Consider the following 21,133-nt stretch of genomic DNA (forward strand, 5'->3'; position numbering starts at 1 on the left):
CGTCTCGGCCTTCGTGCCGACCAACGTCATCTCGATCACCGACGGCCAGATCTTCCTTGAAACCGATCTGTTCAACGCCGGTATCCGTCCGCCCGTCAACGCCGGTATCTCGGTGTCGCGCGTCGGTGGTGCCGCCCAGACCAAGATCATCAAGAAGCTCTCCGGCGGCGTGAAGCTCGCGCTCGCGCAGTACCGCGAGCTGGCTGCGTTCGCGCAGTTCGCTTCCGATCTCGATGCCGCCACCCGCGCGCAGCTGGACCGTGGCCAGCGCGTCACGGAACTGATGAAGCAGCCGCAGTACGCGCCGCTCTCCATCGGCGAGCTGGGCCTGTCGGTCTACGCTGCCGAGAAGGGCTACCTCGATGACCTGCCGGTCAACAAGGTGCTGGCGTTCGAGAAGGGCCTGCACGCGTTCTTCCGCCAGAACAACGCCGATCTGATGAAGAAGATCGACGAGACCGGCGACTGGGACAAGGACATCGAGGCCACCTTCAAGGCGGGCACCGACGAGTTCAAGAAGACCGGTAGCTGGTAAGCGATACCCACGCGGGGCGGTTCCGCCGCCCCGCTGCGTCACCCCTTAAAGACGAGTAAGCCATGGCAAGCGGCCGCGAAATCAAAACCAAGATCAAGAGCACGCAGAACATGCGCAAGGTGACGCGTGCGCTCGAAATGGTCTCGGCGTCGAAGATCCGCAAGGCGCAGGACCTGATGAAGGCCTCGCGCCCGTATGCGCGCCTGATGCGCAAGGTCATCGCCCACGTCGCCCAGGCCAGCACGGATTTCACCCATCCGTTCCTCACCGAGCGCGAGAACGTCGCGCGCGTCGCGTTCATCGTCGTCTCGACCGATCGCGGCCTGGCCGGTGGCCTCAACTCCAACCTGTTCCGCCGCATGCTCACGGCCATCCGTGAGTGGCAGGGCAAGGGTGTCGAGGTCGATGTGGTGGCCGTGGGCCAGAAGGCCGTGCAGTTCTTCCGCCGCATCAAGGGCGTGAACCTGATCGGTTCGGCCACGCACCTCGGTGAAAAGCCGAAGCTCGAAGACCTCATCGGCGTCATCAAGGTCGTCCTCGATGCCTACACCGACAACAAGCTCGATCGCGTTTTCCTGACCTACAACGATTTCGTGAACACGATCGTGCAGAAGCCGGTCATCGAGGCGCTGCTGCCGGTCTCGCTCGTCGCGAAGGAACTGGAAGACGCCAAGGGTGCGGCTGCGGAAGGCGTGAAGGTCGAGCAGACCCACGACTGGGATTACATCTACGAACCGGATGCGCGCACGGTGCTCGAGCACCTGATGACGCGTTACATCGAGTCCGTGGTGTACCAGGCGGCGCTGGAAAACCTGGCCTCCGAGCATGCCGCGCGCATGGTCGCCATGAAGGCCGCGTCCGACAACGCCACCAAGGTCATCGGCGAGCTCACGCTCAGCTACAACAAGGCCCGCCAGGCCGCGATTACCCAGGAAATCTCGGAAATCGTGGGCGGCGCCGCCGCGGTCTAACCCAACACGCCATGGCGACGCGTTCCGCGGCGCCGCTACAGAACCTACTTAAAGATTCATCCGGAGCACATCCATGAGCCAGGGTAAAGTTGTCCAGATCATCGGCGCGGTCGTCGACGTCGAATTCCCGCGTGACCAGGTCCCCGAGATCTACGACGCACTGAAGGTCGAAGGCACCGAGATCACCCTCGAAGTGCAGCAGCAGCTCGGCGACGGCATCGTCCGTTGCATCGCCCTCGGTTCCACCGATGGCCTGCGCCGCAACCTCGTCGCCGTGAACACCGGCGCCGGCATCAAGGTGCCGGTCGGCAAGGCCACCCTCGGCCGCATCATGGACGTGCTCGGCAACCCCATCGACGAAGCCGGCCCGATCGGCGCGCAGGACGCGTGGGAAATCCACCGCGAAGCCCCGTCGTACGACGACCAGGCCGCGGCCAGCGAGCTGCTCGAAACCGGCATCAAGGTCATCGACCTGATGTGCCCGTTCGCCAAGGGCGGCAAGGTCGGCCTGTTCGGCGGCGCCGGCGTCGGCAAGACCGTCAACATGATGGAGCTCATCAACAACATCGCGAAGGCGCACTCGGGTCTTTCCGTGTTCGCCGGCGTGGGTGAGCGTACCCGCGAGGGCAACGACTTCTACCACGAGATGAAGGACTCCAACGTTCTCGACAAGGTCGCGATGGTGTACGGCCAGATGAACGAGCCGCCGGGCAACCGCCTCCGCGTCGCACTGACCGGCCTGACCATGGCCGAGTACTTCCGCGACGAGAAGGATGAGTCGGGCAAGGGCAAGGACGTGCTGCTGTTCGTCGACAACATCTACCGCTACACGCTGGCCGGTACCGAAGTGTCCGCGCTGCTTGGCCGTATGCCGTCGGCCGTGGGTTACCAGCCGACCCTCGCCGAGGAAATGGGCGTCCTGCAGGAGCGCATCACCTCGACCAAGTCGGGCTCGATCACCTCGATCCAGGCCGTCTACGTGCCCGCGGATGACCTTACCGATCCGTCGCCGGCCACCACCTTCGCGCATCTTGACGCGACCGTGACCCTGAGCCGCTCGATCGCCTCGCTGGGTATCTACCCGGCCGTGGATCCGCTCGACTCGACCAGCCGCCAGCTCGATGCCAGCGTCGTCGGCGAAGAGCACTACAACACGGCCCGCCGCGTCCAGCAGACCCTGCAGCGCTACAAGGAGCTGAAGGACATCATCGCCATCCTCGGCATGGACGAGCTGTCGCAGGAAGACAAGGAAGCCGTGTCGCGCGCCCGCAAGATCGAGCGTTTCTTCTCGCAGCCGTTCCACGTGGCCGAAGTGTTCACGGGCTCGCCGGGCAAGTACGTCCCGCTCAAGGAAACCATCCGCGGCTTCAAGATGATCGTGGACGGCGACGTCGACCACCTGCCGGAGCAGGCCTTCTACATGGTTGGCGGCATCGACGAAGCCATCAAGAAGGGCGAGGAGATGGGTGCGAAGAAGGCCGCGTAAGCGCCTCCTTCGTCCCCCTCAACCAAGCACGGAATAGAAGCCCATGACCCATACCATCCGCGTCGACATCGTCAGCGCCGAAGCCGAGATCTACTCCGGCGAAGCCACGCTCGTGGTCGCCACCGGTGAGCTTGGCGAGCTGGGTATCGCGCCGCGCCACGCACCGCTCATCACCCGCCTGAAGCCGGGCCACGTGGACGTGGTCGGCACCAACGGCGAGCGCCAGCAGTTCTACGTCTCCGGCGGCATCCTCGAGGTGCAGCCGCAGGTCGTCACGATCCTCGCCGATACGGCTGCCCGCGCGGCCGACCTCGACGAGGCCGCAGCCCTGAAGGCGAAGGAAGAGGCGGAGGCCGCCCTGGCCAACCGTGGCGAGCAGCTCGACGTGGCCGAGGCCCAGGCCAAGCTGGCCGAGGCCCTGGCGCAGCTCCAGGCGCTGGAGCGCCTGCGCAAGACGCTTAAGCACTAAGCGTCGCCCGCACCGCTTCGAAAGAAACCCCGCCAGCCGGCGGGGTTTTTTTGTGCCCGGCCTTCATCCCGCGATGACCTTGCCCATTTCACACTGCCGGATATGCATGTTCGCTACCGCCGCAGCCTGTGGGTACTCCTCGCCGTCGCGATCGTCCTGGTCGTGGCGCGGATCGCGTTGCCTTACATCGTGCTCAACCAGCTGAATGCGCGACTGGCGCGGATGGGTTCGTACGCCGGGCATATCGAGGATATCGATATCCATTTGTGGCGGGGTGCCTACTCCCTCGACAGCCTGCGCATCACCAAGGTGGACGGGAAAATCCCCGTGCCGCTTTACGACGCCCGCCGCACCGACATCTCGCTAAGCTGGGTGGCCCTGACCCGTGGCCACCTGCGCGGCAAGGTCGAGTTCATCGAGCCCACCCTGAACTTCGTCGACGGCAAGGGCGAGGGCGATACCCAGACCGGTAAGGGCGTCGACTGGCGCGCCCAGCTGCGCGCGATCGTGCCCACGCGGATCGACGAGCTCCGGGTCGTCGATGGCACGGTCACGTTCCACAACTTCGTATCGAGCCCAAAGGTCGATCTGAAGATGACCGCGGTGAACGGTACGGTCACCAACCTCACCAATGTGGAACGGAAAGGTGGCTCGCGCGTCGCCCATCTCGACGCGACGGCGCGGATCCTCGGCGATGCCCCGTTGCAGACGAAGGCGGAGTTCGACCCGCTCACGGAAGCGGGCGACTTCAGCTACGAGCTCACCGTGCGCAACATCAAGCTGGTGCGCACCAACGATCTTGTGCGCGCCTATTCCGGCCTGGATTTCGCCGGCGGCGAAGGCGACTTCGTGATGGAACTCCAGGCGAAGGATCGCAAGCTCAACGGCTACGCCAAGCCCCTGTTCCACGACCTCAAGATCTTCAGCTGGAAGCAGGATGTCGTGCAGGAGAAGAAGAACCCGCTGAAGCTCGCTTACGAGGCCGTGGCCGAGGGCGTCACCAAGGTCTTCAAGAACCAGTCGAAGGACCAGTTCGCGACGCGAGTGCCCATCTCCGGCACGATCGACAGCCGCAACATGTCCGTCGGCCAGGCCATTGTCGGCATCCTGCACAACGCGTTCGTGGAAGCGTACAAGCCGAATCTCGAGCATCTCACCGAGCGTCCGAAGGACGACAAGGACTGACCTGCAACCGGTTAGTGCGGACGGCGGACTTGGCAGGGCGCCCCGAAACGCGCGACAGTGCGCCCCTGGCAAACTGGCAGGCAAGCCCATGACCCCACCGCTGCACGTCCTGATCCTCGCCGCCGGCGAGGGCAAGCGCATGAAGTCCGCATCCGCCAAGGTGTTGATGCCGCTCGCTGGCAGGCCGCTTCTTGCCCATGTCATCGAGGCTGCACGCGCACTGGGCCCGGCGGGCGTCCATGTGGTCTACGGCCACAATGGCGAGCAGGTGCGCCGCGCCTTCGCCGCGGATACCGCGCTGGGCTGGATCGAACAACGCGAGCGGCTGGGCACCGGCCACGCCGTGCGCACGGCGCTCGAAGCCCTGCAGGCCGACGGCAAGCTCGAGGGCCGCGTGCTCGTGCTCTACGGCGACGTGCCGCTCATCCGCAGCGAAGTCCTCTCTGCCCTCGTGGCGGGTGACGCGGGACTCGCGATGCTCGCCACGCGTCTGCCGAATCCGGCGGGCTATGGCCGCGTCGTGCTGGACGCCCAGGGCAAGGTGCGCCACATCGTCGAAGAGAAGGACGCGAGCGCGGCGCAGCGCGCCATCGATGTGGTGAACACCGGCATCGTGGCGGGCGACGCGGAGCGCCTGCTCGACTGGACGCAGCGTCTCGGCAACAGCAACGCGCAGGGCGAGTATTACCTCACCGATATCTTCGAGATGGCCGCCGCCGAGGGCGCGCCGGCCGCCTGCGTCGACTGCGACCCCGTCGATGCCTCGGGTGCCAACGATCCGTGGCAGCTGGCTGGCCGGGAGGCGATGTACCGCGAGCGCATGGCCCGGCGGCTGGCTGTCGCCGGGGTACGCATCGCGGATCCGTCGCGGATCGATATCCGCGGCAAGGTCACCACGGGTACCGATGTGGAGATCGATGTGAACGTCATCCTCGAGGGTGACGTGGAGCTCGGTAACGACGTGCGCATCGGGCCGTTCACGCGCGTGCGTAACGCGACGCTAGCCGCCGGCACGGTGGTGCTCGCGCATTGCGATCTGGATGGCGTGGTGACGCACGGCCCCTGCACGATCGGACCCTTCGCGCGCCTGCGCCCGGGTACTGATCTGGCGGAGGGCGTGCACATCGGCAACTTCGTCGAAACCAAGAACGCGGTGATCGCGGCGGGCTCGAAGGCTAACCACCTCTCGTACCTGGGCGACACGGTGATCGGCAGCAAGGTGAACATCGGCGCCGGCACCATTACCTGCAACTACGATGGCGTGAACAAGAGCCGCACGACCATCGAGGATGGCGTGTTCGTGGGCTCCAACAGTTCGCTCGTTGCGCCCGTCACCCTGGGGGCCGGCTCGACCATCGGCGCCGGCACGGTGGTTACCCGCGACGCCCCCGCCGGCGAACTCACGCTCGCCCGCGCACGCCAGACCACCATTGCCGGCTGGCACCGTCCGACCAAGAAATAACCAGCCCATCCTGCGAGCAGAATCTTGTGGGAGTGAGCTTGCGAGCGATGCTCTACCGCGATCCCGTCGTTCGCAAGCTCACTCCCACAGCTTGCCGGACACAGGTTTCGCGTCAGCGGTAACGCCAGCCGTCGATCTCGACGAGCAGTTCTTCGCGGCAGATGTCGCCGTGGACCACGACCAGGGGCGCATCCGGCCAGTGGGCGTCGGCAAAGGCCTTCACTTCTGCCGCATCCGCAGGATGGCGCACATACGCCTTGAGCGGCGCGCGCGCGTCGAATCCTTCGGGAATGCCGCCGTTTGCCAGCAGCGCATCGCGGTTCCGGCGCGTCTCAGCCAGCTGCGCGGCGAGATCGCCGGCGTGCGCGGAGGCATGTCCGACGACCGCGGCGGTACCCGAGATGGCAAGCAGGTCGTCCGCGGGCAGCAGCGTGCCGCGGGCGAAGCTGGGCGGCGTGCGGCCGTACTGGCGGGGATACTGCCAGGCGCTCACCTGGCGCGGGTTCTCGACGCGGGTGCCCGGGCGGTCGGTTGCCAGCAGGTAAACCTGGAGCAGGCCTTCACTCGCGTGGTGTCCGATCGCCGAGGCGGCCGGAAAGCCCTGGGCAAACGCCTCGCCCATGCCGGCGATGCGGCCGTTGCAGAACAACTTGTAGCGCTCATCGTCCCCGGCGCCCGCATTGATCGCGCCGAGGTAATTCCAGATGCGCTGCACGTGGCATTCCGGCCCGCGTGAGACGAAAGCGGACAACTGGCGATAGGCATGCGCTGCCGCGCCTTCCGGACCGCCGTGGTCCGCCTCGTCGCACTCCACGGCGGCATACAGCCAGCCGCCGCCGCGCGACCAGCGCAGGTCGCCGTCACGGCCGTAGGTAACGTCCGCATCCACGGTCCAGACTTCGACGGGCGCCTCGCCCAGCGGCTCCAGCGCGACGCCGAGCCAGCGCGGATCGTCGATCGCGCGAGCCGCGCGGCCGAAGCCAAACGCGGCCAGGGTGCGCGACGGCAGCGGGCCAGCCGGCGGCTCGCGGTAGGTGACGGTCGGTGAAGGGCGGGCGGCGAGCGGGGCTCGCTCGCGCATGTCGCTGGCTGGGCGCATCGAGGCTTCCATGTAAACGCTGGGCCCCATCATATCCTGCGACCGGCCACGCGTTCGTGGCCGCGTCTTCACGTGGCTGAATGTAGGCTCGCCAGGGCATGAAAAGCCCTGTGTTACACTCCGCCGCCGCTGCCATCCGGGGGGAGGCAGGCATGATCCGGGGACCTGGAAACACCAATGGCAACGCAGACCGAAGCACAGAAAGAACTCGCAGAACTGATCGTCACCAGCCTGAACCTGGAGAGCGTGAAGCCGGCCGATATCGACCCGGAAGCGCCTCTGTTCGGTGGCGACCTCGGGCTGGATTCCATCGACGCGCTGGAAATCGCCCTCGCGGTGTCCAAGCGTTACGGCTTCCAGCTGAAGTCGGATAACCCCGACAACCGCACCATCTTCACGAGCCTGCGCACCCTGTCCGAGCACATCGAACAGCACCGCGCGGCCGCCTGACGGCCCGTTCAGGTCACGCTGCCTCGTGCCGTGGTTTGCTCTGCGCGAACACGGCATACGACCATGACCGACACCGCCGCCTGCTACACACATGCCTTCCGCTTCGCGGCGGGCCACCCCAGCTTCGCCGGGCATTTCCCCGGGCGGCCCATCGTGGCCGGCGTGCTGATCCTCGAGCATGCCGCGCGGGCGCTCAGGGCATGGCGCGATGCGTCGGTGCGCCAGGTCGTCGATGCGAAGTTCATCGCGCCGCTCCTGCCCGACGAAGAGGCCGTGCTGGAGCTGAGCGAAGCCGGTGAGCGCCGTTACCGCGTGGTGGTGCGTCGCGGGGACGCGACCCTCCTGCGCGGCACGCTGGAGGGCAGCGCATGAGCCACTGGCAGCAGCGCGAAGGTGGTGGGTTCTTCGCCATCTGGCTTATCCGCACGATCGGGCTTCGCCTGGGCCGCCGCGTCGCGCGCCTGCTGTTATGGCCGATCGCGCTCTACTTTTTCCTGCGCCGCCCCGCGGAGCGGCTGGCCTCGCGCCTGTACCTCGCGCGCGTGCTGAACCGCCCCGTGACCCATGCGGATGTGTTCCACCACATCCACATGTTCTCGGCGACGCTGCTTGATCGCATGTTCTTCCTGGCGCGCGGCGAGCGCGACTTCATCGTCGAGGCCGAAGGCGTCGCCGAGCTGGATGCCTGCCTCGATGAAGGCAAGGGCGTTCTCCTCCTGGGGTCGCACCAGGGTAGCTTCGAGGCATTGCGCGCGCTCGGCCAGCGCCGCCCGGACGTACCGCTGCGCGTCGTCCTCGACAAGCAGAAGACCCCTGCGCTGACGGCCTTGCTGGAAGCGCTCGCCCCGGACGTGGGTGCCGCCGTGATCGACGCCTCGCTCGGCGGCACGTCGGTCGCCCTCGCCATGGCCGAGGGCGCCGCGAAAGGCGGCATGGTGGCCCTGCTCGCCGACCGTGGCAATCCGCACGAAGCCTCGCGCGTCGTGCCGTTCCTCGGTACCCCCGCATCGTTCCCGGTCGGCCCCTGGTTGCTAGCGTCGGCGCTGAAGATTCCCGTGGTGCTGTGCTTCGGCATCTATCTCGGCGGTAATCGCTACCGGCTGGTGTTCGAAACCTTCTCCGAAGGTATCGACATCCCGCGTGCGTCCCGCGCCGAAGCACTCGAGGCGATCATGGCCCGCTTCGCCTCGCGGCTCGAGCACTATTGCCGCCTGTACCCGTTCAACTGGTTCAACTTCTACGATTTCTGGCAGGAGGCCGACGGTGCAACCGCAGCCGTTGTTCCCCAGCCGGTACAGCACGCCGATGCCTGACGGACAGCCACAACCGACGCTCACCAGGGCGGACTTCGCCTACCTCGTGCCGCACGCGGGCGACATGTGCCTGCTCGATGGCGTGGTGGCGTTCGACGCCGACACGATCCACGCGGTGAGCACGGACCATGTCGCACCAACGCACCCGTTGCGCGGTGAAGACGGACTCCACGCGGTGCATCTCGCCGAATACGGTGCGCAGGCCACGGCGGTACACGGCGCACTGCGGGCCAAAGCGGCGGGCGCGACGCAGCCCCGTCCGGGCATGCTGGTGAGCCTGCGCGGCGTGAAGCTGGCGGTGGAGCGGATCGACGACCTGCCGGGTCGCCTCGATGTGTTCGCCGAATGCCTGCTTGCCGACGAGTCCGGCGCGCAATACACCTTCCGCATCGAGCACGAAGGCCGCGAGATCGCCAGCGGCCGGGCGGCGGTGATCCACCCGGCCTGAGGCTGCCTCAGGCGACGCGATCGAACAGCTTCGTCCGCACGCCTTCGATATCGACGAGATGCTCGTAGCCCTCGAGCAACAAGGGATGCTCCGCGGCCGCCTGCTCGATGGCGTTGGCTGCGAGCAAGCGCATCATCCGCACGTTGTTACGCAGGCGCTCGGCCAGTGATTCATCGTCGAGCACATCGTGCAGCGTGCGGTTCATGTCGGCGAACCAGGTCAGGTCGCGCTGGTCCATCATGTGCCGGTGGTTGCGCTTGTGCGATACCGCGTGCCAGCGCTGGAAGAACCCCTGCATCTCGATGTTGAGCTCGGCGCTGCCGGTCAGCTCGGGTGCCATGTGCGTGATGAAGTCGGCATCACCGAGCCGGTCCTGGAACACGATCTGGCAGAGCACGCCCCAGTAGTACGCGTAATCCCAGATCACCTTGGTCGGGAGTACTTCCGGGTCACCGAACAGGTTGTATTGCCCGCGATACATGCGCAGCGTGCTGTCGTAGAACGAGAAGAACAGGCGCTCGAACAGGCGGGCCCGCGACGCCAGTGCCTCGCCGCGGCGATCGATGCCAACCAGCTGGGTGATGTAGGTATTGGTGATGGCGATGAAGTCGCTGCCCGGCGAGTAGAACGGATCGAGGAACGCGCCGGCCTCGCCCGTCAGCGCCCAGCGATCCGGGGAGAACATGCGCGAGCAACCGTACGAGTAGTTGCGGAAGAAGGCGAAGTCGAGCAGTTTTTCCTTGCGCGCCTCGACCTGCTTCGCCAGCACGGGCTGGTGCTCCCAAAGCCATGCCAGGGCCTTGTCGAAGGTGTTCATCGATTCCAGCGGCTGGATCTTCGCATCGGCCACGATGCCGACCGAATGCGCCCCGGATGCGAGCGGGATCAGCCACACCCAATAGCCTGGGCCGACCATATGGTTGGTCGAGCGCCAGCGCTCGGGCGGGTGGCAGCGATCCTTCCATTCGGCATCGCCGCACCAGTCATCGATCGCCAGGCGGTCGTCGATGCGGAACCACACGGCGTTCGCGTGGTGTCCGTTGTCGCGCGTCAGGTCGAGCTTGCGGCGCATGAGCCCGGCGCGGCCACTGGCATCGAGCAGCCAGCGGGCCTGCAGTTCCGATTCGCCGGCTTCACTCTTCACGCGAATGGTGTGGGGTGCATCGCCGCTGCCGATGTCGAAGCCCCGGACGGTGACGCCTTCGCGGAAATCGATGCCACGACGCGCCGCTTCCTCGCCCATGAAGTTTTCCAGGATGCCGCGATCGATCTGGTAGCTCGGCGTAGGCAGCACGGCGCTGACGCCAAGCTCGGTCACGTCGGCCAGGTCATCCTTGCCATCGGAGAAGAAGAATCGGAAGCCGAACTTGCGGATCTGCTCGGTCTCGAGGTGGTCGAGCAGGCCGAGCGTGTCGGCGAAGTAGTGCGCGGCGATTTCGACGGTGGATTCGCCGACCTTGAAGGCGGCTTCGGGCAGGGGGCGGGTGTGCCGCTCCAGCACCACGATATCCATGTCCGGATAAGCGCGCTTCAACTGCATCGCCAGCGAAAGTCCTGCGAGTCCTCCCCCGAGGATCACTGCGTCGTGCATCTTGTGGTCCATCCCTTCCACCCTTTGGTTGCGTTTCAATGTGTTGTCGTGGCGTCGCTGATAATGGTCGGTGTTGCGCGCGAACGCCGGTAGCTGTCGACGATATGGCCATAGTGGAACACGCGGCCGATCGTGTAGGTCGTGATGCGCGTGACATCGCGCACCGGGCTGAAATGACTGATGCGGAACGCGCCTTCATAACGCGACGCGATGGGTACGGAAACGACGCCTATCCCGCGCTCGCGGCATGCGGTGATCAGCACCGCGGCTTCGAAGACGAAATTCTCGGCGGGCAGGTCGACGAGATCGAGCGCCGCGCGCGGATAAAAGCGCTGGCCGCTCTGCGTGTCGGCGATCGGCCGCCCGCAGGCCCATGAGATACCCCAGTCGGCGACCGCGTTCGCGCGGCGCCGGCCAGGCGGCTGCTGTTCCTTCTCCAGCAGGCGGGCGCCGATGACGATGGCCCCCGGATGCTGGCGGCTCGCTTCGAGCATGGCAGGGATGTCGGCGGCGAGGTGTTGCCCGTCGCCATCCATCGTGAAGACACCATCGAAACCGTGGCGCATGGCTTCGCGGAAGCCGGTGCGCAGTGCCTCACCCTTGCCGCGCCGCGTGTCATGGCGGAGCAGGGTCACGCCCATCGACGCCACGATGGAAGGCGTCCGGTCATCCGATCCGTCATCGACCACGATGACCGGCATGCCCAGCGACATCGCGTCACCGACCACGCCTGCGATAGCCTGCTCTTCATTGAGGCAGGGAATCAGCACGCAGTAACGGTGGCCGGCGACGTTCATGCCGTGGTGGTGATGTCGATATGCAGGTCGAGCCCGCGCGCTGCGGAGACGCGAAGCGCTGCGGAGCGCGCCGCGGCGAGCACGCGGAAAAACGGCACGGCATGCGCGGACGGGTTGCTCTCGGTGATGCCATCCATCCACGCATCGCCACTTGCTTCGCGCCCGCTGTTGCCGGGCTCCGGCGTGATATCCAGGCGGATCGCGGCGCCGTCGGCGCGCGGTGACAGCACCAGCGCCGAGGCAAACGGGCCCGTGGTGCTGGTCATCCCACCGAGCGGGCCGGTGCCGGCGATGTCGTAACTGGCGAGCAGCACGTCGCGGTCATCGGCCACCGCTTGGGTCGCGGCCTCGAGCAAGCCGGCGCCGAAACTTTCCTCACCGCCCGACACCGCGCTCGATGCCGCGTGGCAATGCGTGGCGATGGTCCAGTAGCCCGCGGGTGCGTTATGCACGGAGTTGTGGAACTTGGTCGGCGAGAGTTCGGCCGGCGCGGTGGCCAGCGTTTCGCACATGTAGTCGGTGATGACCTGGTCGCCATGGGTCGAGGCGAAGACGCAGGGCAGGCTGGCCGCGTCGAGCCCGCTCATCGCCACCGCCTGGCCCGCCGCGGCGGCGGCCAGCAACACGCTCTCCGGCGCGCGACGCCGTTCATTCGGCGGCAGTACCTCGGCCACCGGGCGTTCGGTCGCGCCCGGCACCGCATCGCCCGTGGCGACTTCGCGGAACGCGTGCCACGTCGGCGTGCCCGGTGCCCACAGGCCGATACCCTTCACCCATACGCTCAGCGCGGCGCTCATGCGGCGGCTCCCGGGCGGGCGAAGGCCAGGCAGGCGTTGTTACCGCCGAAGCCGAACGAATTACTCAGGGCGATATGCAGGTCGGCCTTCTCCGACTGCCATGCCATCTGCGGGCCACAGAGCGGATCGGGCGTGGTGGCGCCGAGGTTCGCGGGGACGGTGCCGTCGCGCATCGCCAGCAGCGTGAGCACGGCCTCGACGATGCCCGCCGCGCCAAGCGTGTGGCCGGTGAAGCCCTTGGTCGAACTGGCACGGGTGGTCGCAGGGAAGCTGCGCGCCACGAGTGCGGCCTCGACTTCGTCGTTCTTCTGGCTGGAGGTGCCATGCAGGTTGATGTAGTCGACATCGCCCGGTTCGATCCCGGCGCGCGCCAGCGTGTCGCGCAACGCGAGTTCGGCGCCGAGCCCTTCCGGGTGTGGCGTCGACATGTGGTGGGCGTCGCTGGCCTCGCCGTAGCCGATGAAGAGCGGTGCGGAACCTTCTTCGGTAGCACGTTCGATCAACGCAAAACCACCGGCCTCGCCGAGCGAGATGCCGTTGCGGTTCGCATCGAACGGCCGGCACGGTTCGCTGGACACGAGCTCGAGCGAGTTGAAGCCGAACAGCACGCTGTCGCACAGCGTATCGACGCCACCGACCACCGCGGCATCGATGAGGCCAAGGCGGATCATGCGTTCCGCGTTGGCGAAGACCTTGGCGCTGGAAGAGCACGCGGTCGCCACGGTGAGGCAAGGCCCTTCGAGGTCGAACGTGCGGGCGACGAACCCGGCCAGCGAATGCGGCGTATGGATGGCGGGGCGGAGCAGGTCGGCCGGCATCGCGCCGTTCTCGAGCCGGCGGTAGCCCTCCTCGGTCGCGCCGATGCTGGCGGTGGAGGTGCCGAGCAGGACGGCGACGCGCGATGCGCCATAGCGCTGGCGCGCCGCGGTCACGGCATCGATAAAGCCATCCTGCCGCAGCGCGAGCCAGGCGAGACGGTTGTTCCGGCACTCCCACTGCGCCTGCTCGCGTGGCAGCGGTTCGTCTTCCAGGCCCGCTACCCGGCCGATCCAGCAGGGCAGGGGCGCGGTGGAGAAATCGTTGGGTGCAAGGCCGCCGACCGAGTCGGCGATGGCGCGCGCGTGGGCTTCATTGCCGCGTCCAAGGGCCGACGTGGCCGTGTACGCGGTGATCGCTAAAGGAGGCATGGGATGAGGCATTCCGGGAGCCTATCCTTTTTGAGCCCTAGCGTCTCGTGAACGGCATGTCAGCGGGCCAGGCGATTGCGCCACCGCGCCCGATCCGCAAGACTGGCCGCCCCAAGGAAGCCGCATGCGATGAACGGGTTACCCAAAACCATGCGTCGTGGACCCTGGCGTTACCTGGGCGACGGCGACATCCTCGTCGCCGCAGGTATCACGCTGCTCGCGCTCGTGGGGAGCCTCGGGCTGCTGTACGTGGCGCACTTCGTGCGCGTCTGGCGCGTCGCCACCCTGAGCCCGGTCCGGTCGCGGGCACCGCAAACGTTGCTGGTGTTCGGTCGAAAGCTCGTCGGCGGCCAGCTTGAGGCCGATTTCATCAGCCGGCTGGACCGCGCCCGCGTCCAGGCGCGCGATGGCCTGGCACCGCATGTGCTCCTGTTGGGTGGCCGCAGCGATGGTGGTCCCATCAGCGAAGCCGAAGCAGGACGTCGCTGGCTGCAGGATGGCGGGTGGCCCGCTGAAGTGCCGCTCACGCTGGAACAGGAGTCGATCGATTCGCTGGAGAACCTTCGCCATGCGCGCGAAATCCTGCGTTGCGATGCAGGCCTTCCTTCCGTCGCCCTGGTGACCAGCCGCTACCACCTCGCGCGTTGCCTGTACCTCGCCCGGCGGCTGGCGTTCGAAGCCACGCCGGTCGCGGCGGAACCGGCATTCCCCGGCGGCGCCCGTTATATCCGGCGCATGGCCCTGGAGGCCGGCTACCTCATGTGGATCGACATGGGCTTTCGCTGGGCCCGCCTCACGGGCAACCAGCGGGTGGTCGAGCGTCTTTCCTGAGCATCAGCCCCACGCGGCCGCTTGCCGCAGCGGGCTGCGCTGGCGCGCTTGGTAAGCTTGTGCCATCCCTAAACGAGGCTGCGCGCCCCATGTCCGAACAAGCCGATATCGCCGAATCGTTCCTGCGCGGGCTGCAGGATCGTATCTGCGCCGCCCTCGAAGAAGCCGACGGCGAAGCGCGATTCGTAGAAGACGCATGGACCCGGCCGGCAGGTGGCGGTGGCCGCACCCGGGTGCTTCGTGAGGGCGCGGTGTTCGAACAGGCCGGCGTGAACTTCTCGCGCGTCGCGGGCTCGCCCTTGCCGCCCAGCGCCACGGCCCACCGGCCTGATCTTGTCGGTGGCAGCTTCATCGCCACGGGCGTGTCGCTGGTCATCCATCCGCGCAACCCGTACATCCCAACCACGCATGCGAACGTCCGCTACTTCGAAGCCTCGCGGGAGGGCGCGGAGCCGGTGTGGTGGTTCGGTGGCGGCTTCGACCTCACCCCGTATTACCCGTTCGATGAGGATGTGCGCCACTGGCACACGGTGGCGCGGGACCTCTGCGCGCCGTATGGCGACGATGTTTACGACCGCTACAAGAAGTGGTGCGATGAGTACTTCTACCTGAAGCATCGCGGCGAGACGCGTGGCGTCGGCGGCCTGTTCTACGACGACCTGAACGAGGGCGGGTTCGAGCGCTGCATGAACTTCACACGTGATGTCGGCCAGGGTTTCCTCGACGCGTTCCTACCCATCGTCGGGCGGCGCAGGGATACGCCGTACGGTGAGCGCGAGACGGAATTCCAGCTGTACCGGCGCGGCCGCTACGTGGAGTTCAACCTGGTTTACGACCGTGGCACGCTGTTCGGCCTGCAATCGGGCGGGCGTACGGAATCGATCCTGATGAGCCTGCCGCCGCGGGTGCGGTTTGAATATGGGTATGCCCCGGCGCCGGAGAGCGCCGAGGCTAAGCTTGTGGAGTACCTGAAGCCGCGGGATTGGCTCTAGGTCCCACGGTTCCCTGATGGGGCGCTGCCGCTGAATTTCTGCGGGGTGGCGCCTTCGATCTTGCCGACGGTGGCCGAGTCGCTGACGTAAAGCTTTACTTCGCGCTCGAAGGTCATCGTGCCGCTGACGACCGCGTGCGGCCCGATGATGATGGTCGGCGGGCGGTTGTTCTCGCTATGCCAGCCCCAGTTCGGCTTCTTGACCAGGATGCCGCCATCCACCTTCGAGCCCTCGCCGACGGTGATGCTGGCGTTGACCGTTTCGATGCCACCGCCCACATGGGCGTGATCCATCAGGATGGTGCCGTTGACGTTGCTGAGGTGGCCCTTCACATCGGCGCCGTTCTTCAGCTCGACCCGACCGTTGACGTTCTCGACCTCGCCCTTGACCTGCGCGCGCTCGCCAAGCGTGAGTGCGCCATTCACCGTCTTCACTGCCTCGGCTGAGGCGCCATCACCGAGGTCGACGGAGCCGTTCACGGTGCTGGCCGTTTCGATCACGGCCTTGTCGCCGATGCGGACGGAGCCGTTGACCGAGCTGACATCGCCCGCGTGGGCGCCGGCTTCGACGCTGGCAGTGCCGTTGACCTTGCTGACGTCGTCAGCGGCAAAGGCGGTGGCGGAGAGGGAGAGAGCGATAACGGCCGACAGCAGGGTGACGCGCATGGTGTGGTGCTCCACGGGTGGACTGGACTCGTAGGATGCGCCAACGCCGCGCAAGGTTTAGCGTGACTTGCGGCAGGGGGGCGTAGTTGACGCCCTCCACCCGCCGTTCCACCATGGGATTTTCCCCTCCCATCGTTGGATGCCATGTACAAGCTCGTCATGATCCGCCACGGCCAGTCGGCCTGGAACCTCGAGAACCGCTTCAGCGGCTGGGCCGATGTCGACCTCAGCGAACAGGGCGTCGCCGAGGCCCGCGAGGCCGGCCGCCTGCTCAAGGAAGCCGGTTTCACCTTCAACGTGGCCCACACCTCCTACCTGAAGCGCGCCGTCCGCACCCTGTGGCACGTCCAGGACGAAATGGACCTGATGTGGATCCCGGTCGTCACCGACTGGCGCCTCAACGAGCGCCACTACGGCGCCCTCACCGGCCTGAACAAGGCGGAGACGGCGGCGAAGTACGGTGATGACCAGGTCAAGGTCTGGCGCCGCAGCTACGACACGCCGCCCCCGGCGCTCAAGCCGGGCGAGATGTCGTTCGCTGGCGACGCCCGCTACGACGGCATCGCCGAGGTCCCCCTGACGGAGTGCCTTAAGGACACCGTGGCGCGCGTGCTGCCGTACTGGCATGAGGTGCTGGCCCCCGCCATCAAGGCCGGCAACAACGTGCTCATGGCCGCCCACGGCAATTCCATGCGCGCACTGGTCAAGTTCTTCGACAACATCTCGGACGACGACATCGCCGAACTCAACATCCCCAATGGCATTCCGCTCGTCTATGAGTTCGACAAGGACCTGAAGCCGACGAAGAGCTACTACCTGGGCGATGCCGACGAAATCGCCGCCAAGATGGCCGCCGTGGCCAACCAGGGCAAGGCGAAGGCCTGACGCAGGCATCCCGCGGCGCGCGCCTGGCGCGCCGCGCGGATCCGGGTCCTCCTTTGTGGGAGCGCGCTTGCGCGCGATGCCCTCCCTGACAACCGTCACCCGGAAAGGATGGCGACTGCATCTGTGGCTTCCGAACCCGCACCGCTAACGTAGTCCCACACCCGCCAACACGAGAGCCCGCCATGCTTGCCCAGGTCGCCGCCCAGCCCGCCTCCGCCTACGTCCCGGTCGCCATGGCCGCCCTGATGTGCTGGGTCGTCTACCGCCGCGTGCGCCGTAATTTCGGGCGCCAGGTCATCCATACGCGGAAGATGGCGGTGCGCGTCGGCATCTTCGCCGTGGTCGCCTGCTTGCTGATGACGAGTGGTTTTGTCAGCCTGAAGCTGGCCGAAGGGGCACTGGCAGGCCTGGTCATCGGCGGTGCGCTCGCCATGCTGGGCCTGAAGCTCACCCGGTTCGAGATCGGTACCGACCGGGCCGATGGCTATACACCGAACCCATGGCTCGGCGCCGCCCTCACGGCGTTGCTGGTCGGCCGCATGGTCTACCGGTTCGCGATCGTAGGTACCGCCCTGCATACCGGCGCGGCGCCCGCCCATGGCCCGGCGCCGGGCGACAGCCCGCTTACCATGGCCATTGTCGGCCTGACGCTGGGTTACTACCTGGCTTACTACGCGGGGATCCTGATCCACCACCGCCGGTTCAAACGGCAGGCGCTGGGCCAGGCCGCCTGAGCCCCTTCTTAAAGGGCGTCGTTGTCGAGTTCGCCGGTACGGATGCGCACGACCTGGTCGAGCGCGCTGACGAAAATCTTGCCGTCACCGATCTTCCCTGTCCGGGCCGCCTGCTGGATCGCCTCGACCACCCGCTCGAGCTGATCGTCGGCCACGGCCACCTCGAGTTTGATCTTCGGAAGGAAATCAACCACATACTCGGCGCCGCGGTATAGCTCGGTGTGGCCCTTCTGCCGGCCGAAGCCCTTCACCTCCGTCACGGTCACCCCCTGGACGCCTACATCGGCGAGGGCTTCGCGGACGTCGTCCAGCTTGAACGGCTTGATGATGGCGACCACCAGCTTCATGTAGAACTCCTTGGGGCGCACCGGCTGCGGCACGCGGACGACCATTGTGCCATAGGCCTCCGCCCCGACCGCCTTGGGTGGTTTGTAGGAAAAACCCTACACTACGTAGGGGTGAAGGCTGATAGCGCCTACAAACCATTCACCTAGAATTTATTCCACGACGTCGGGGTAGCAGGATGGATGTGCAGGGTATCGACCAACTCGCTCAGCGGTTGGCATCGTTGGTTCCGCCAGGGTTGGCGCAAGCGCGTGAGGATCTGCACGCCAACTTTAAAGATGTCCTGGCGAATGGATTACGCCGCCTCGATCTCGTAACTCGAGAGGAATTCGACGTTCAGAGCCAGGTACTCGCACGGACCCGCGAAAGGCTCGAAAGCTTGGAAAAGCGGGTCGCCAGCCTCGAGGCCGGCGCCACGCCTGGCGGCCAGTAAACAAGGACGGCCGCAAGGTCCCGGGACCGCCCCCGATCCGTCACCCTCACCCCGAGAGCGGTCGGGGGCGGTTATTTCCCCATCCCGCGCAAAGGAGTGTGCGATATGCGAACCCGGTCCGGCATGGATCACAGCCGTTCGCTGCCGCTTCCTATGCGTAAGCGGTTACGATTCCCCGCCTCATGAGCCTCGCTGTCACGCTTTCGCGCGCGCAGGAGGGTGTCGCGGCGCCCCAGGTGGTCGTCGAGGTCCACCTTTCCGGCGGCCTGCCATCCACGTCCATCGTCGGCTTGCCCGAGGCGGCCGTACGTGAGGCGCGTGATCGCGTCCGCGTGGCCATACAGAACACGGCTTTCGAATACCCGAACCGCCGGGTGACGGTGAACCTCGCCCCGGCGGAACTCCCGAAAGACGGCGGGCGCTTCGATCTCGCGATTGCCCTGGGCATCCTCGCGGCGGGCTCGCAGGTGCCGCGCGAGCGCCTGGACGTGTGTGAATTCCTCGGTGAGCTCGCGCTCTCGGGCGAACTGCGCCCGGTCCCGGGCATCCTCCCGGCACTGATCCGCGCCCGCCGTTGCGGCAGGCGCATCGTGGTGCCCCGGGCCAACGCCGCCGAGGCCGCGTTGATCGGCGAGGGCGACATCCTCCTGGCCGATAGCCTTGCCGAAGTCTGTGCGTGGTTGCGCGGCAGTGGCGAACTGGCCACGCCCGCGTCGCCGGATTTCGACGACATCCTGGCCGGCGGGCCCGACATGCGCGACGTGCGCGGCCAGCACCAGGCGCGCCGTGCGCTCGAGATCGCCGCGGCGGGTGGACACCATCTACTCCTCATCGGTCCGCCCGGCACCGGCAAGACCATGCTCGCCGAGCGGCTGCCAGGCATCCTGCCGGCCATGACCGAGTCGGAAGCGCTCGAGAGCTGCGCCATCCGTTCGCTGGCGGGCGAGGGCATCGATCCGACCGCCTGGCGGCGCCGGCCGTTCCGCGCTCCTCATCACACGGCGTCCGGCCCGGCTCTTGTCGGCGGTGGATCGTCGCCGCGCCCTGGAGAGATTTCGCTCGCGCACAACGGCGTGCTGTTTCTCGACGAGCTGCCTGAGTTCAGCCGGCATGTACTCGAGGTACTCCGCGAGCCGCTGGAATCGGGGCAGATCGTCATCTCACGCGCTGCCCGCCAGTCCACGTTCCCGGCGGAGTTCCAGCTCGTCGCCGCCATGAACCCGTGTCCCTGTGGTTACCAGGGCGATCCGCATCACGAGTGCCGTTGCACGCCTGACCAGGTCGCGCGCTACAAAGCGAAGATTTCCGGGCCGCTGCTCGATCGCATCGATCTCTGCGTCGAGGTGCCGCGCGTATCGATCGCGGAGCTATCCGCTGTACGTGGTCCCCACGACGATGACACCGCGACGGTGCGCAAGCGCGTCATCGCCGCACGAGAGAAGGCCCTGCTGCGCGCAGGCCAGCCGAACGCGGAACTCAGCGTCGTGAACCTCGAGCGCGATTGCGCGCTGCCTTCCGCCGAGCGTGACTGGCTGGAGAGTGCCCTCGACAAGCTCGGCGCATCGGCCCGCGCTTATCACCGCATCCTCCGCGTTGCGCGAACGATCGCCGATATCGAAGGCGGCAGTGGCTGTGTCGAGCAGGTGCATCTCGCCGAGGCGATGCACTACCGGCGGTTCTAGGGCGCGTGATCTCCCGAAAGCGGAAATCCACCAACTCGATGCAGGGCATTTTGCGCTGGACGAGAAGGTGGATGACATCGCGTCACTGATCCTCCGGTTCCTTGGTGGTCTCGGGCGGTGAGCGCCACTTGCGCGCGAGGTCTTCGCACCTGTCCAGCATCCAGTCAGGCGGTGGGAAGTCAGGTGGCGGGTTGTAGTTCAGGTATCGATAAGCGCGAGGGATGGGCGGGTCTTTCTTTTTTGTTTTCATGAGCGTGATCGAGAATTGAATTCAACTCGTGCCACATCGGTGACGTTGATGAGAATGTCCTTAGACGTAGTCGTTGTCGGTGAGGCATCGTCATCGTCCCAGGCGCTTTCAGTAACGAAAAAGTGACCTTTTTCCGAGCTTTCCGGCCAGACACTCGGCCATCCGCTCAAGCGTGAGCCATCTTTCAAATTCAGCGTAACGAATCGGTGCTGTTGTGAAAACACACCGAACCATTCGCTCGGATACGACGTGCGCTGCGTCGCGCCAAGTCGACGAAGCCAATCGAACAGGTAGTCGTGATTTGCTGCAACGCTCATGCCGGCACCCGCGACGACTGCAGTAACCAATCGAGCGAAGAGTGTGCTCTCGGCTGTCCACGGGCCATCCCCCGTCAGAGTTAATACTTATTTCATGTACTGCCTAGTTGACAAATGGGTGGATGGAGGCGGAGAATTCTGTACTAGGCGGTTTGATAATGACTGCCTGCCCCGTCCCGGTGCTGGATACCCTCCCTCCCCCCGCGCCA

23 protein-coding genes and 1 pseudogene are annotated in these 21,133 nt (G+C 66.3%); 16 read left to right on the forward strand and 8 right to left on the reverse strand.

The features are described from left to right. The 6 genes and pseudogenes from ACTHLF_RS12545 to glmU all read left to right on the forward strand — a co-directional run. Window positions 1-535: pseudogene (locus ACTHLF_RS12545) on the forward strand (F0F1 ATP synthase subunit alpha); the annotation flags it as partial. Between the two features lie 62 nt (window positions 536-597). Then, window positions 598-1,506: a F0F1 ATP synthase subunit gamma gene (atpG, locus tag ACTHLF_RS12550; protein WP_440327683.1), complete on the forward strand. Its 909-nt coding sequence runs from the start codon at window positions 598-600 to the stop codon at window positions 1,504-1,506. A 73-nt stretch (window positions 1,507-1,579) separates the two neighbouring features. Further along, window positions 1,580-2,992: a F0F1 ATP synthase subunit beta gene (gene atpD / locus ACTHLF_RS12555; protein WP_440327684.1), complete on the forward strand. Its 1,413-nt coding sequence runs from the start codon at window positions 1,580-1,582 to the stop codon at window positions 2,990-2,992. A 43-nt stretch (window positions 2,993-3,035) separates the two neighbouring features. Then, window positions 3,036-3,461, forward strand: a complete 426-nt coding sequence (locus ACTHLF_RS12560) for a F0F1 ATP synthase subunit epsilon (protein WP_440327685.1) — start codon at window positions 3,036-3,038, stop codon at window positions 3,459-3,461. Between the two features lie 102 nt (window positions 3,462-3,563). Then, on the forward strand, window positions 3,564-4,646 hold the full coding sequence (locus tag ACTHLF_RS12565; protein WP_440327686.1) for a hypothetical protein: 1,083 nt from the start codon (window positions 3,564-3,566) through the stop codon (window positions 4,644-4,646). Between the two features lie 88 nt (window positions 4,647-4,734). After that, window positions 4,735-6,108 (forward strand): bifunctional UDP-N-acetylglucosamine diphosphorylase/glucosamine-1-phosphate N-acetyltransferase GlmU, encoded by a 1,374-nt coding sequence (gene glmU / locus ACTHLF_RS12570; protein ID WP_440327687.1) that lies wholly within the window; start codon window positions 4,735-4,737, stop codon window positions 6,106-6,108. Between the two features lie 112 nt (window positions 6,109-6,220). Here the strand turns inward: glmU and ACTHLF_RS12575 are convergent, their stop codons facing one another. Next, the gene (locus ACTHLF_RS12575; protein ID WP_440327688.1) at window positions 6,221-7,207 is read right to left on the reverse strand and encodes a pteridine-dependent deoxygenase; all 987 of its coding nucleotides are present in this window, start codon (window positions 7,205-7,207) and stop codon (window positions 6,221-6,223) included. A 177-nt stretch (window positions 7,208-7,384) separates the two neighbouring features. Between ACTHLF_RS12575 and ACTHLF_RS12580 the strand changes: the two genes are divergently transcribed. The 4 genes from ACTHLF_RS12580 (at window position 7,385) to ACTHLF_RS12595 (ending at window position 9,418) form a co-directional block, all read left to right on the forward strand. After that, a complete protein-coding gene (locus ACTHLF_RS12580) occupies window positions 7,385-7,657 on the forward strand; it encodes a phosphopantetheine-binding protein (RefSeq protein WP_440327689.1) in 273 nt (90 codons plus the stop codon). A gap of 63 nt (window positions 7,658-7,720) precedes the next feature. Beyond that, window positions 7,721-8,029, forward strand: a complete 309-nt coding sequence (locus ACTHLF_RS12585; protein WP_440327690.1) for a hydroxymyristoyl-ACP dehydratase — start codon at window positions 7,721-7,723, stop codon at window positions 8,027-8,029. Continuing rightward, entirely contained in the window at window positions 8,026-8,970 is a 945-nt protein-coding gene (locus ACTHLF_RS12590) for an LpxL/LpxP family acyltransferase (protein ID WP_440327691.1), read from the forward strand. The genes ACTHLF_RS12585 and ACTHLF_RS12590 overlap by 4 nt, the downstream gene beginning before the upstream one ends. Then, the gene (locus ACTHLF_RS12595) at window positions 8,963-9,418 is read left to right on the forward strand and encodes an ApeP family dehydratase (RefSeq protein WP_440327692.1); all 456 of its coding nucleotides are present in this window, start codon (window positions 8,963-8,965) and stop codon (window positions 9,416-9,418) included. Before ACTHLF_RS12590 ends, ACTHLF_RS12595 begins: the two co-directional genes overlap by 8 nt. Window positions 9,419-9,425: 7 nt before the next feature. Here ACTHLF_RS12595 and ACTHLF_RS12600 read toward each other — a convergent pair whose 3' ends face one another. The 4 genes from ACTHLF_RS12600 to ACTHLF_RS12615 are packed head-to-tail and all read right to left on the reverse strand — an operon-like array spanning window position 9,426 to window position 13,790. After that, on the reverse strand, window positions 9,426-11,021 hold the full coding sequence (locus tag ACTHLF_RS12600; protein WP_440327693.1) for an NAD(P)/FAD-dependent oxidoreductase: 1,596 nt from the start codon (window positions 11,019-11,021) through the stop codon (window positions 9,426-9,428). Between the two features lie 23 nt (window positions 11,022-11,044). Then, window positions 11,045-11,806 (reverse strand): glycosyltransferase family 2 protein, encoded by a 762-nt coding sequence (locus ACTHLF_RS12605; RefSeq protein WP_440327694.1) that lies wholly within the window; start codon window positions 11,804-11,806, stop codon window positions 11,045-11,047. Next, the gene (locus ACTHLF_RS12610) at window positions 11,803-12,603 is read right to left on the reverse strand and encodes a beta-ketoacyl synthase chain length factor (RefSeq protein WP_440327695.1); all 801 of its coding nucleotides are present in this window, start codon (window positions 12,601-12,603) and stop codon (window positions 11,803-11,805) included. The genes ACTHLF_RS12605 and ACTHLF_RS12610 overlap by 4 nt, the downstream gene beginning before the upstream one ends. Further along, window positions 12,600-13,790 (reverse strand): beta-ketoacyl-[acyl-carrier-protein] synthase family protein, encoded by a 1,191-nt coding sequence (locus tag ACTHLF_RS12615; RefSeq protein ID WP_440327696.1) that lies wholly within the window; start codon window positions 13,788-13,790, stop codon window positions 12,600-12,602. Before ACTHLF_RS12615 ends, ACTHLF_RS12610 begins: the two co-directional genes overlap by 4 nt. 129 nt (window positions 13,791-13,919) lie before the next feature. On the opposite strand from ACTHLF_RS12615, the gene ACTHLF_RS12620 reads away from it, so the two are divergent. Then, complete coding sequence (locus ACTHLF_RS12620) at window positions 13,920-14,621, forward strand: YdcF family protein (protein ID WP_440327697.1); 702 nt, start codon at window positions 13,920-13,922, stop codon at window positions 14,619-14,621. Between the two features lie 89 nt (window positions 14,622-14,710). After that, the gene (hemF, locus tag ACTHLF_RS12625; protein ID WP_440327698.1) at window positions 14,711-15,613 is read left to right on the forward strand and encodes an oxygen-dependent coproporphyrinogen oxidase; all 903 of its coding nucleotides are present in this window, start codon (window positions 14,711-14,713) and stop codon (window positions 15,611-15,613) included. Here the strand turns inward: hemF and ACTHLF_RS12630 are convergent. Beyond that, window positions 15,610-16,278, reverse strand: a complete 669-nt coding sequence (locus ACTHLF_RS12630; protein ID WP_440327699.1) for a hypothetical protein — start codon at window positions 16,276-16,278, stop codon at window positions 15,610-15,612. The two genes, hemF and ACTHLF_RS12630, sit on opposite strands and share 4 nt — an antisense overlap. 144 nt (window positions 16,279-16,422) lie before the next feature. Between ACTHLF_RS12630 and gpmA the strand changes: the two genes are divergently transcribed. After that, window positions 16,423-17,163, forward strand: a complete 741-nt coding sequence (gene gpmA, locus ACTHLF_RS12635; RefSeq protein WP_440327700.1) for a 2,3-diphosphoglycerate-dependent phosphoglycerate mutase — start codon at window positions 16,423-16,425, stop codon at window positions 17,161-17,163. A gap of 182 nt (window positions 17,164-17,345) precedes the next feature. Further along, the gene (locus tag ACTHLF_RS12640; protein WP_440327701.1) at window positions 17,346-17,897 is read left to right on the forward strand and encodes a DUF1453 domain-containing protein; all 552 of its coding nucleotides are present in this window, start codon (window positions 17,346-17,348) and stop codon (window positions 17,895-17,897) included. A gap of 8 nt (window positions 17,898-17,905) precedes the next feature. On the opposite strand, the gene glnK is transcribed toward ACTHLF_RS12640, so the two are convergent. After that, window positions 17,906-18,244, reverse strand: coding sequence for a P-II family nitrogen regulator (gene glnK / locus ACTHLF_RS12645; protein ID WP_440327702.1), 339 nt, complete (start codon window positions 18,242-18,244; stop codon window positions 17,906-17,908). 176 nt (window positions 18,245-18,420) lie between these two features. Between glnK and ubiK the strand changes: the two genes are divergently transcribed. Both ubiK and ACTHLF_RS12655 read left to right on the forward strand, forming a co-directional pair. Then, on the forward strand, window positions 18,421-18,675 hold the full coding sequence (ubiK, locus tag ACTHLF_RS12650; protein ID WP_440327703.1) for a ubiquinone biosynthesis accessory factor UbiK: 255 nt from the start codon (window positions 18,421-18,423) through the stop codon (window positions 18,673-18,675). A gap of 182 nt (window positions 18,676-18,857) precedes the next feature. After that, complete coding sequence (locus ACTHLF_RS12655; RefSeq protein ID WP_440327704.1) at window positions 18,858-20,357, forward strand: YifB family Mg chelatase-like AAA ATPase; 1,500 nt, start codon at window positions 18,858-18,860, stop codon at window positions 20,355-20,357. Window positions 20,358-20,603: 246 nt separating this feature from the next. On the opposite strand, the gene ACTHLF_RS12660 is transcribed toward ACTHLF_RS12655, so the two are convergent. Continuing rightward, window positions 20,604-21,002, reverse strand: a complete 399-nt coding sequence (locus tag ACTHLF_RS12660) for a DUF6338 family protein (RefSeq protein ID WP_440327749.1) — start codon at window positions 21,000-21,002, stop codon at window positions 20,604-20,606. Window positions 21,003-21,133: the final 131 nt, after the last annotated feature.

It is taken from the genome of Luteibacter sp. (assembly GCF_051958795.1).
Taxonomy (GTDB): domain Bacteria; phylum Pseudomonadota; class Gammaproteobacteria; order Xanthomonadales; family Rhodanobacteraceae; genus Luteibacter.

What these genes read in the sequence shown, in the direction of transcription:
- ACTHLF_RS12565 (WP_440327686.1), top strand. Translation starts at nt 3,564, where the DNA reads ATGCATGTTCGCTACCGCCGCAGCCTGTGGGTACTCCTCGCCGTCGCG.
- ACTHLF_RS12640 (WP_440327701.1), top strand. Translation starts at nt 17,346, where the DNA reads ATGCTTGCCCAGGTCGCCGCCCAGCCCGCCTCCGCCTACGTCCCGGTC.
- gpmA (WP_440327700.1), top strand. Translation starts at nt 16,423, where the DNA reads ATGTACAAGCTCGTCATGATCCGCCACGGCCAGTCGGCCTGGAACCTC.
- hemF (WP_440327698.1), top strand. Translation starts at nt 14,711, where the DNA reads ATGTCCGAACAAGCCGATATCGCCGAATCGTTCCTGCGCGGGCTGCAG.
- ACTHLF_RS12615 (WP_440327696.1), bottom strand. Translation starts at nt 13,790, where the DNA reads ATGCCTCCTTTAGCGATCACCGCGTACACGGCCACGTCGGCCCTTGGA.
- ACTHLF_RS12560 (WP_440327685.1), top strand. Translation starts at nt 3,036, where the DNA reads ATGACCCATACCATCCGCGTCGACATCGTCAGCGCCGAAGCCGAGATC.
- ACTHLF_RS12580 (WP_440327689.1), top strand. Translation starts at nt 7,385, where the DNA reads ATGGCAACGCAGACCGAAGCACAGAAAGAACTCGCAGAACTGATCGTC.
- ACTHLF_RS12590 (WP_440327691.1), top strand. Translation starts at nt 8,026, where the DNA reads ATGAGCCACTGGCAGCAGCGCGAAGGTGGTGGGTTCTTCGCCATCTGG.
- ACTHLF_RS12600 (WP_440327693.1), bottom strand. Translation starts at nt 11,021, where the DNA reads ATGGACCACAAGATGCACGACGCAGTGATCCTCGGGGGAGGACTCGCA.
- ACTHLF_RS12630 (WP_440327699.1), bottom strand. Translation starts at nt 16,278, where the DNA reads ATGCGCGTCACCCTGCTGTCGGCCGTTATCGCTCTCTCCCTCTCCGCC.
- atpD (WP_440327684.1), top strand. Translation starts at nt 1,580, where the DNA reads ATGAGCCAGGGTAAAGTTGTCCAGATCATCGGCGCGGTCGTCGACGTC.
- atpG (WP_440327683.1), top strand. Translation starts at nt 598, where the DNA reads ATGGCAAGCGGCCGCGAAATCAAAACCAAGATCAAGAGCACGCAGAAC.
- glnK (WP_440327702.1), bottom strand. Translation starts at nt 18,244, where the DNA reads ATGAAGCTGGTGGTCGCCATCATCAAGCCGTTCAAGCTGGACGACGTC.
- ACTHLF_RS12575 (WP_440327688.1), bottom strand. Translation starts at nt 7,207, where the DNA reads ATGCGCCCAGCCAGCGACATGCGCGAGCGAGCCCCGCTCGCCGCCCGC.
- ACTHLF_RS12585 (WP_440327690.1), top strand. Translation starts at nt 7,721, where the DNA reads ATGACCGACACCGCCGCCTGCTACACACATGCCTTCCGCTTCGCGGCG.
- ACTHLF_RS12655 (WP_440327704.1), top strand. Translation starts at nt 18,858, where the DNA reads ATGAGCCTCGCTGTCACGCTTTCGCGCGCGCAGGAGGGTGTCGCGGCG.
- ACTHLF_RS12620 (WP_440327697.1), top strand. Translation starts at nt 13,920, where the DNA reads ATGAACGGGTTACCCAAAACCATGCGTCGTGGACCCTGGCGTTACCTG.
- ubiK (WP_440327703.1), top strand. Translation starts at nt 18,421, where the DNA reads ATGGATGTGCAGGGTATCGACCAACTCGCTCAGCGGTTGGCATCGTTG.
- ACTHLF_RS12610 (WP_440327695.1), bottom strand. Translation starts at nt 12,603, where the DNA reads ATGAGCGCCGCGCTGAGCGTATGGGTGAAGGGTATCGGCCTGTGGGCA.
- ACTHLF_RS12595 (WP_440327692.1), top strand. Translation starts at nt 8,963, where the DNA reads ATGCCTGACGGACAGCCACAACCGACGCTCACCAGGGCGGACTTCGCC.
- ACTHLF_RS12605 (WP_440327694.1), bottom strand. Translation starts at nt 11,806, where the DNA reads ATGAACGTCGCCGGCCACCGTTACTGCGTGCTGATTCCCTGCCTCAAT.
- glmU (WP_440327687.1), top strand. Translation starts at nt 4,735, where the DNA reads ATGACCCCACCGCTGCACGTCCTGATCCTCGCCGCCGGCGAGGGCAAG.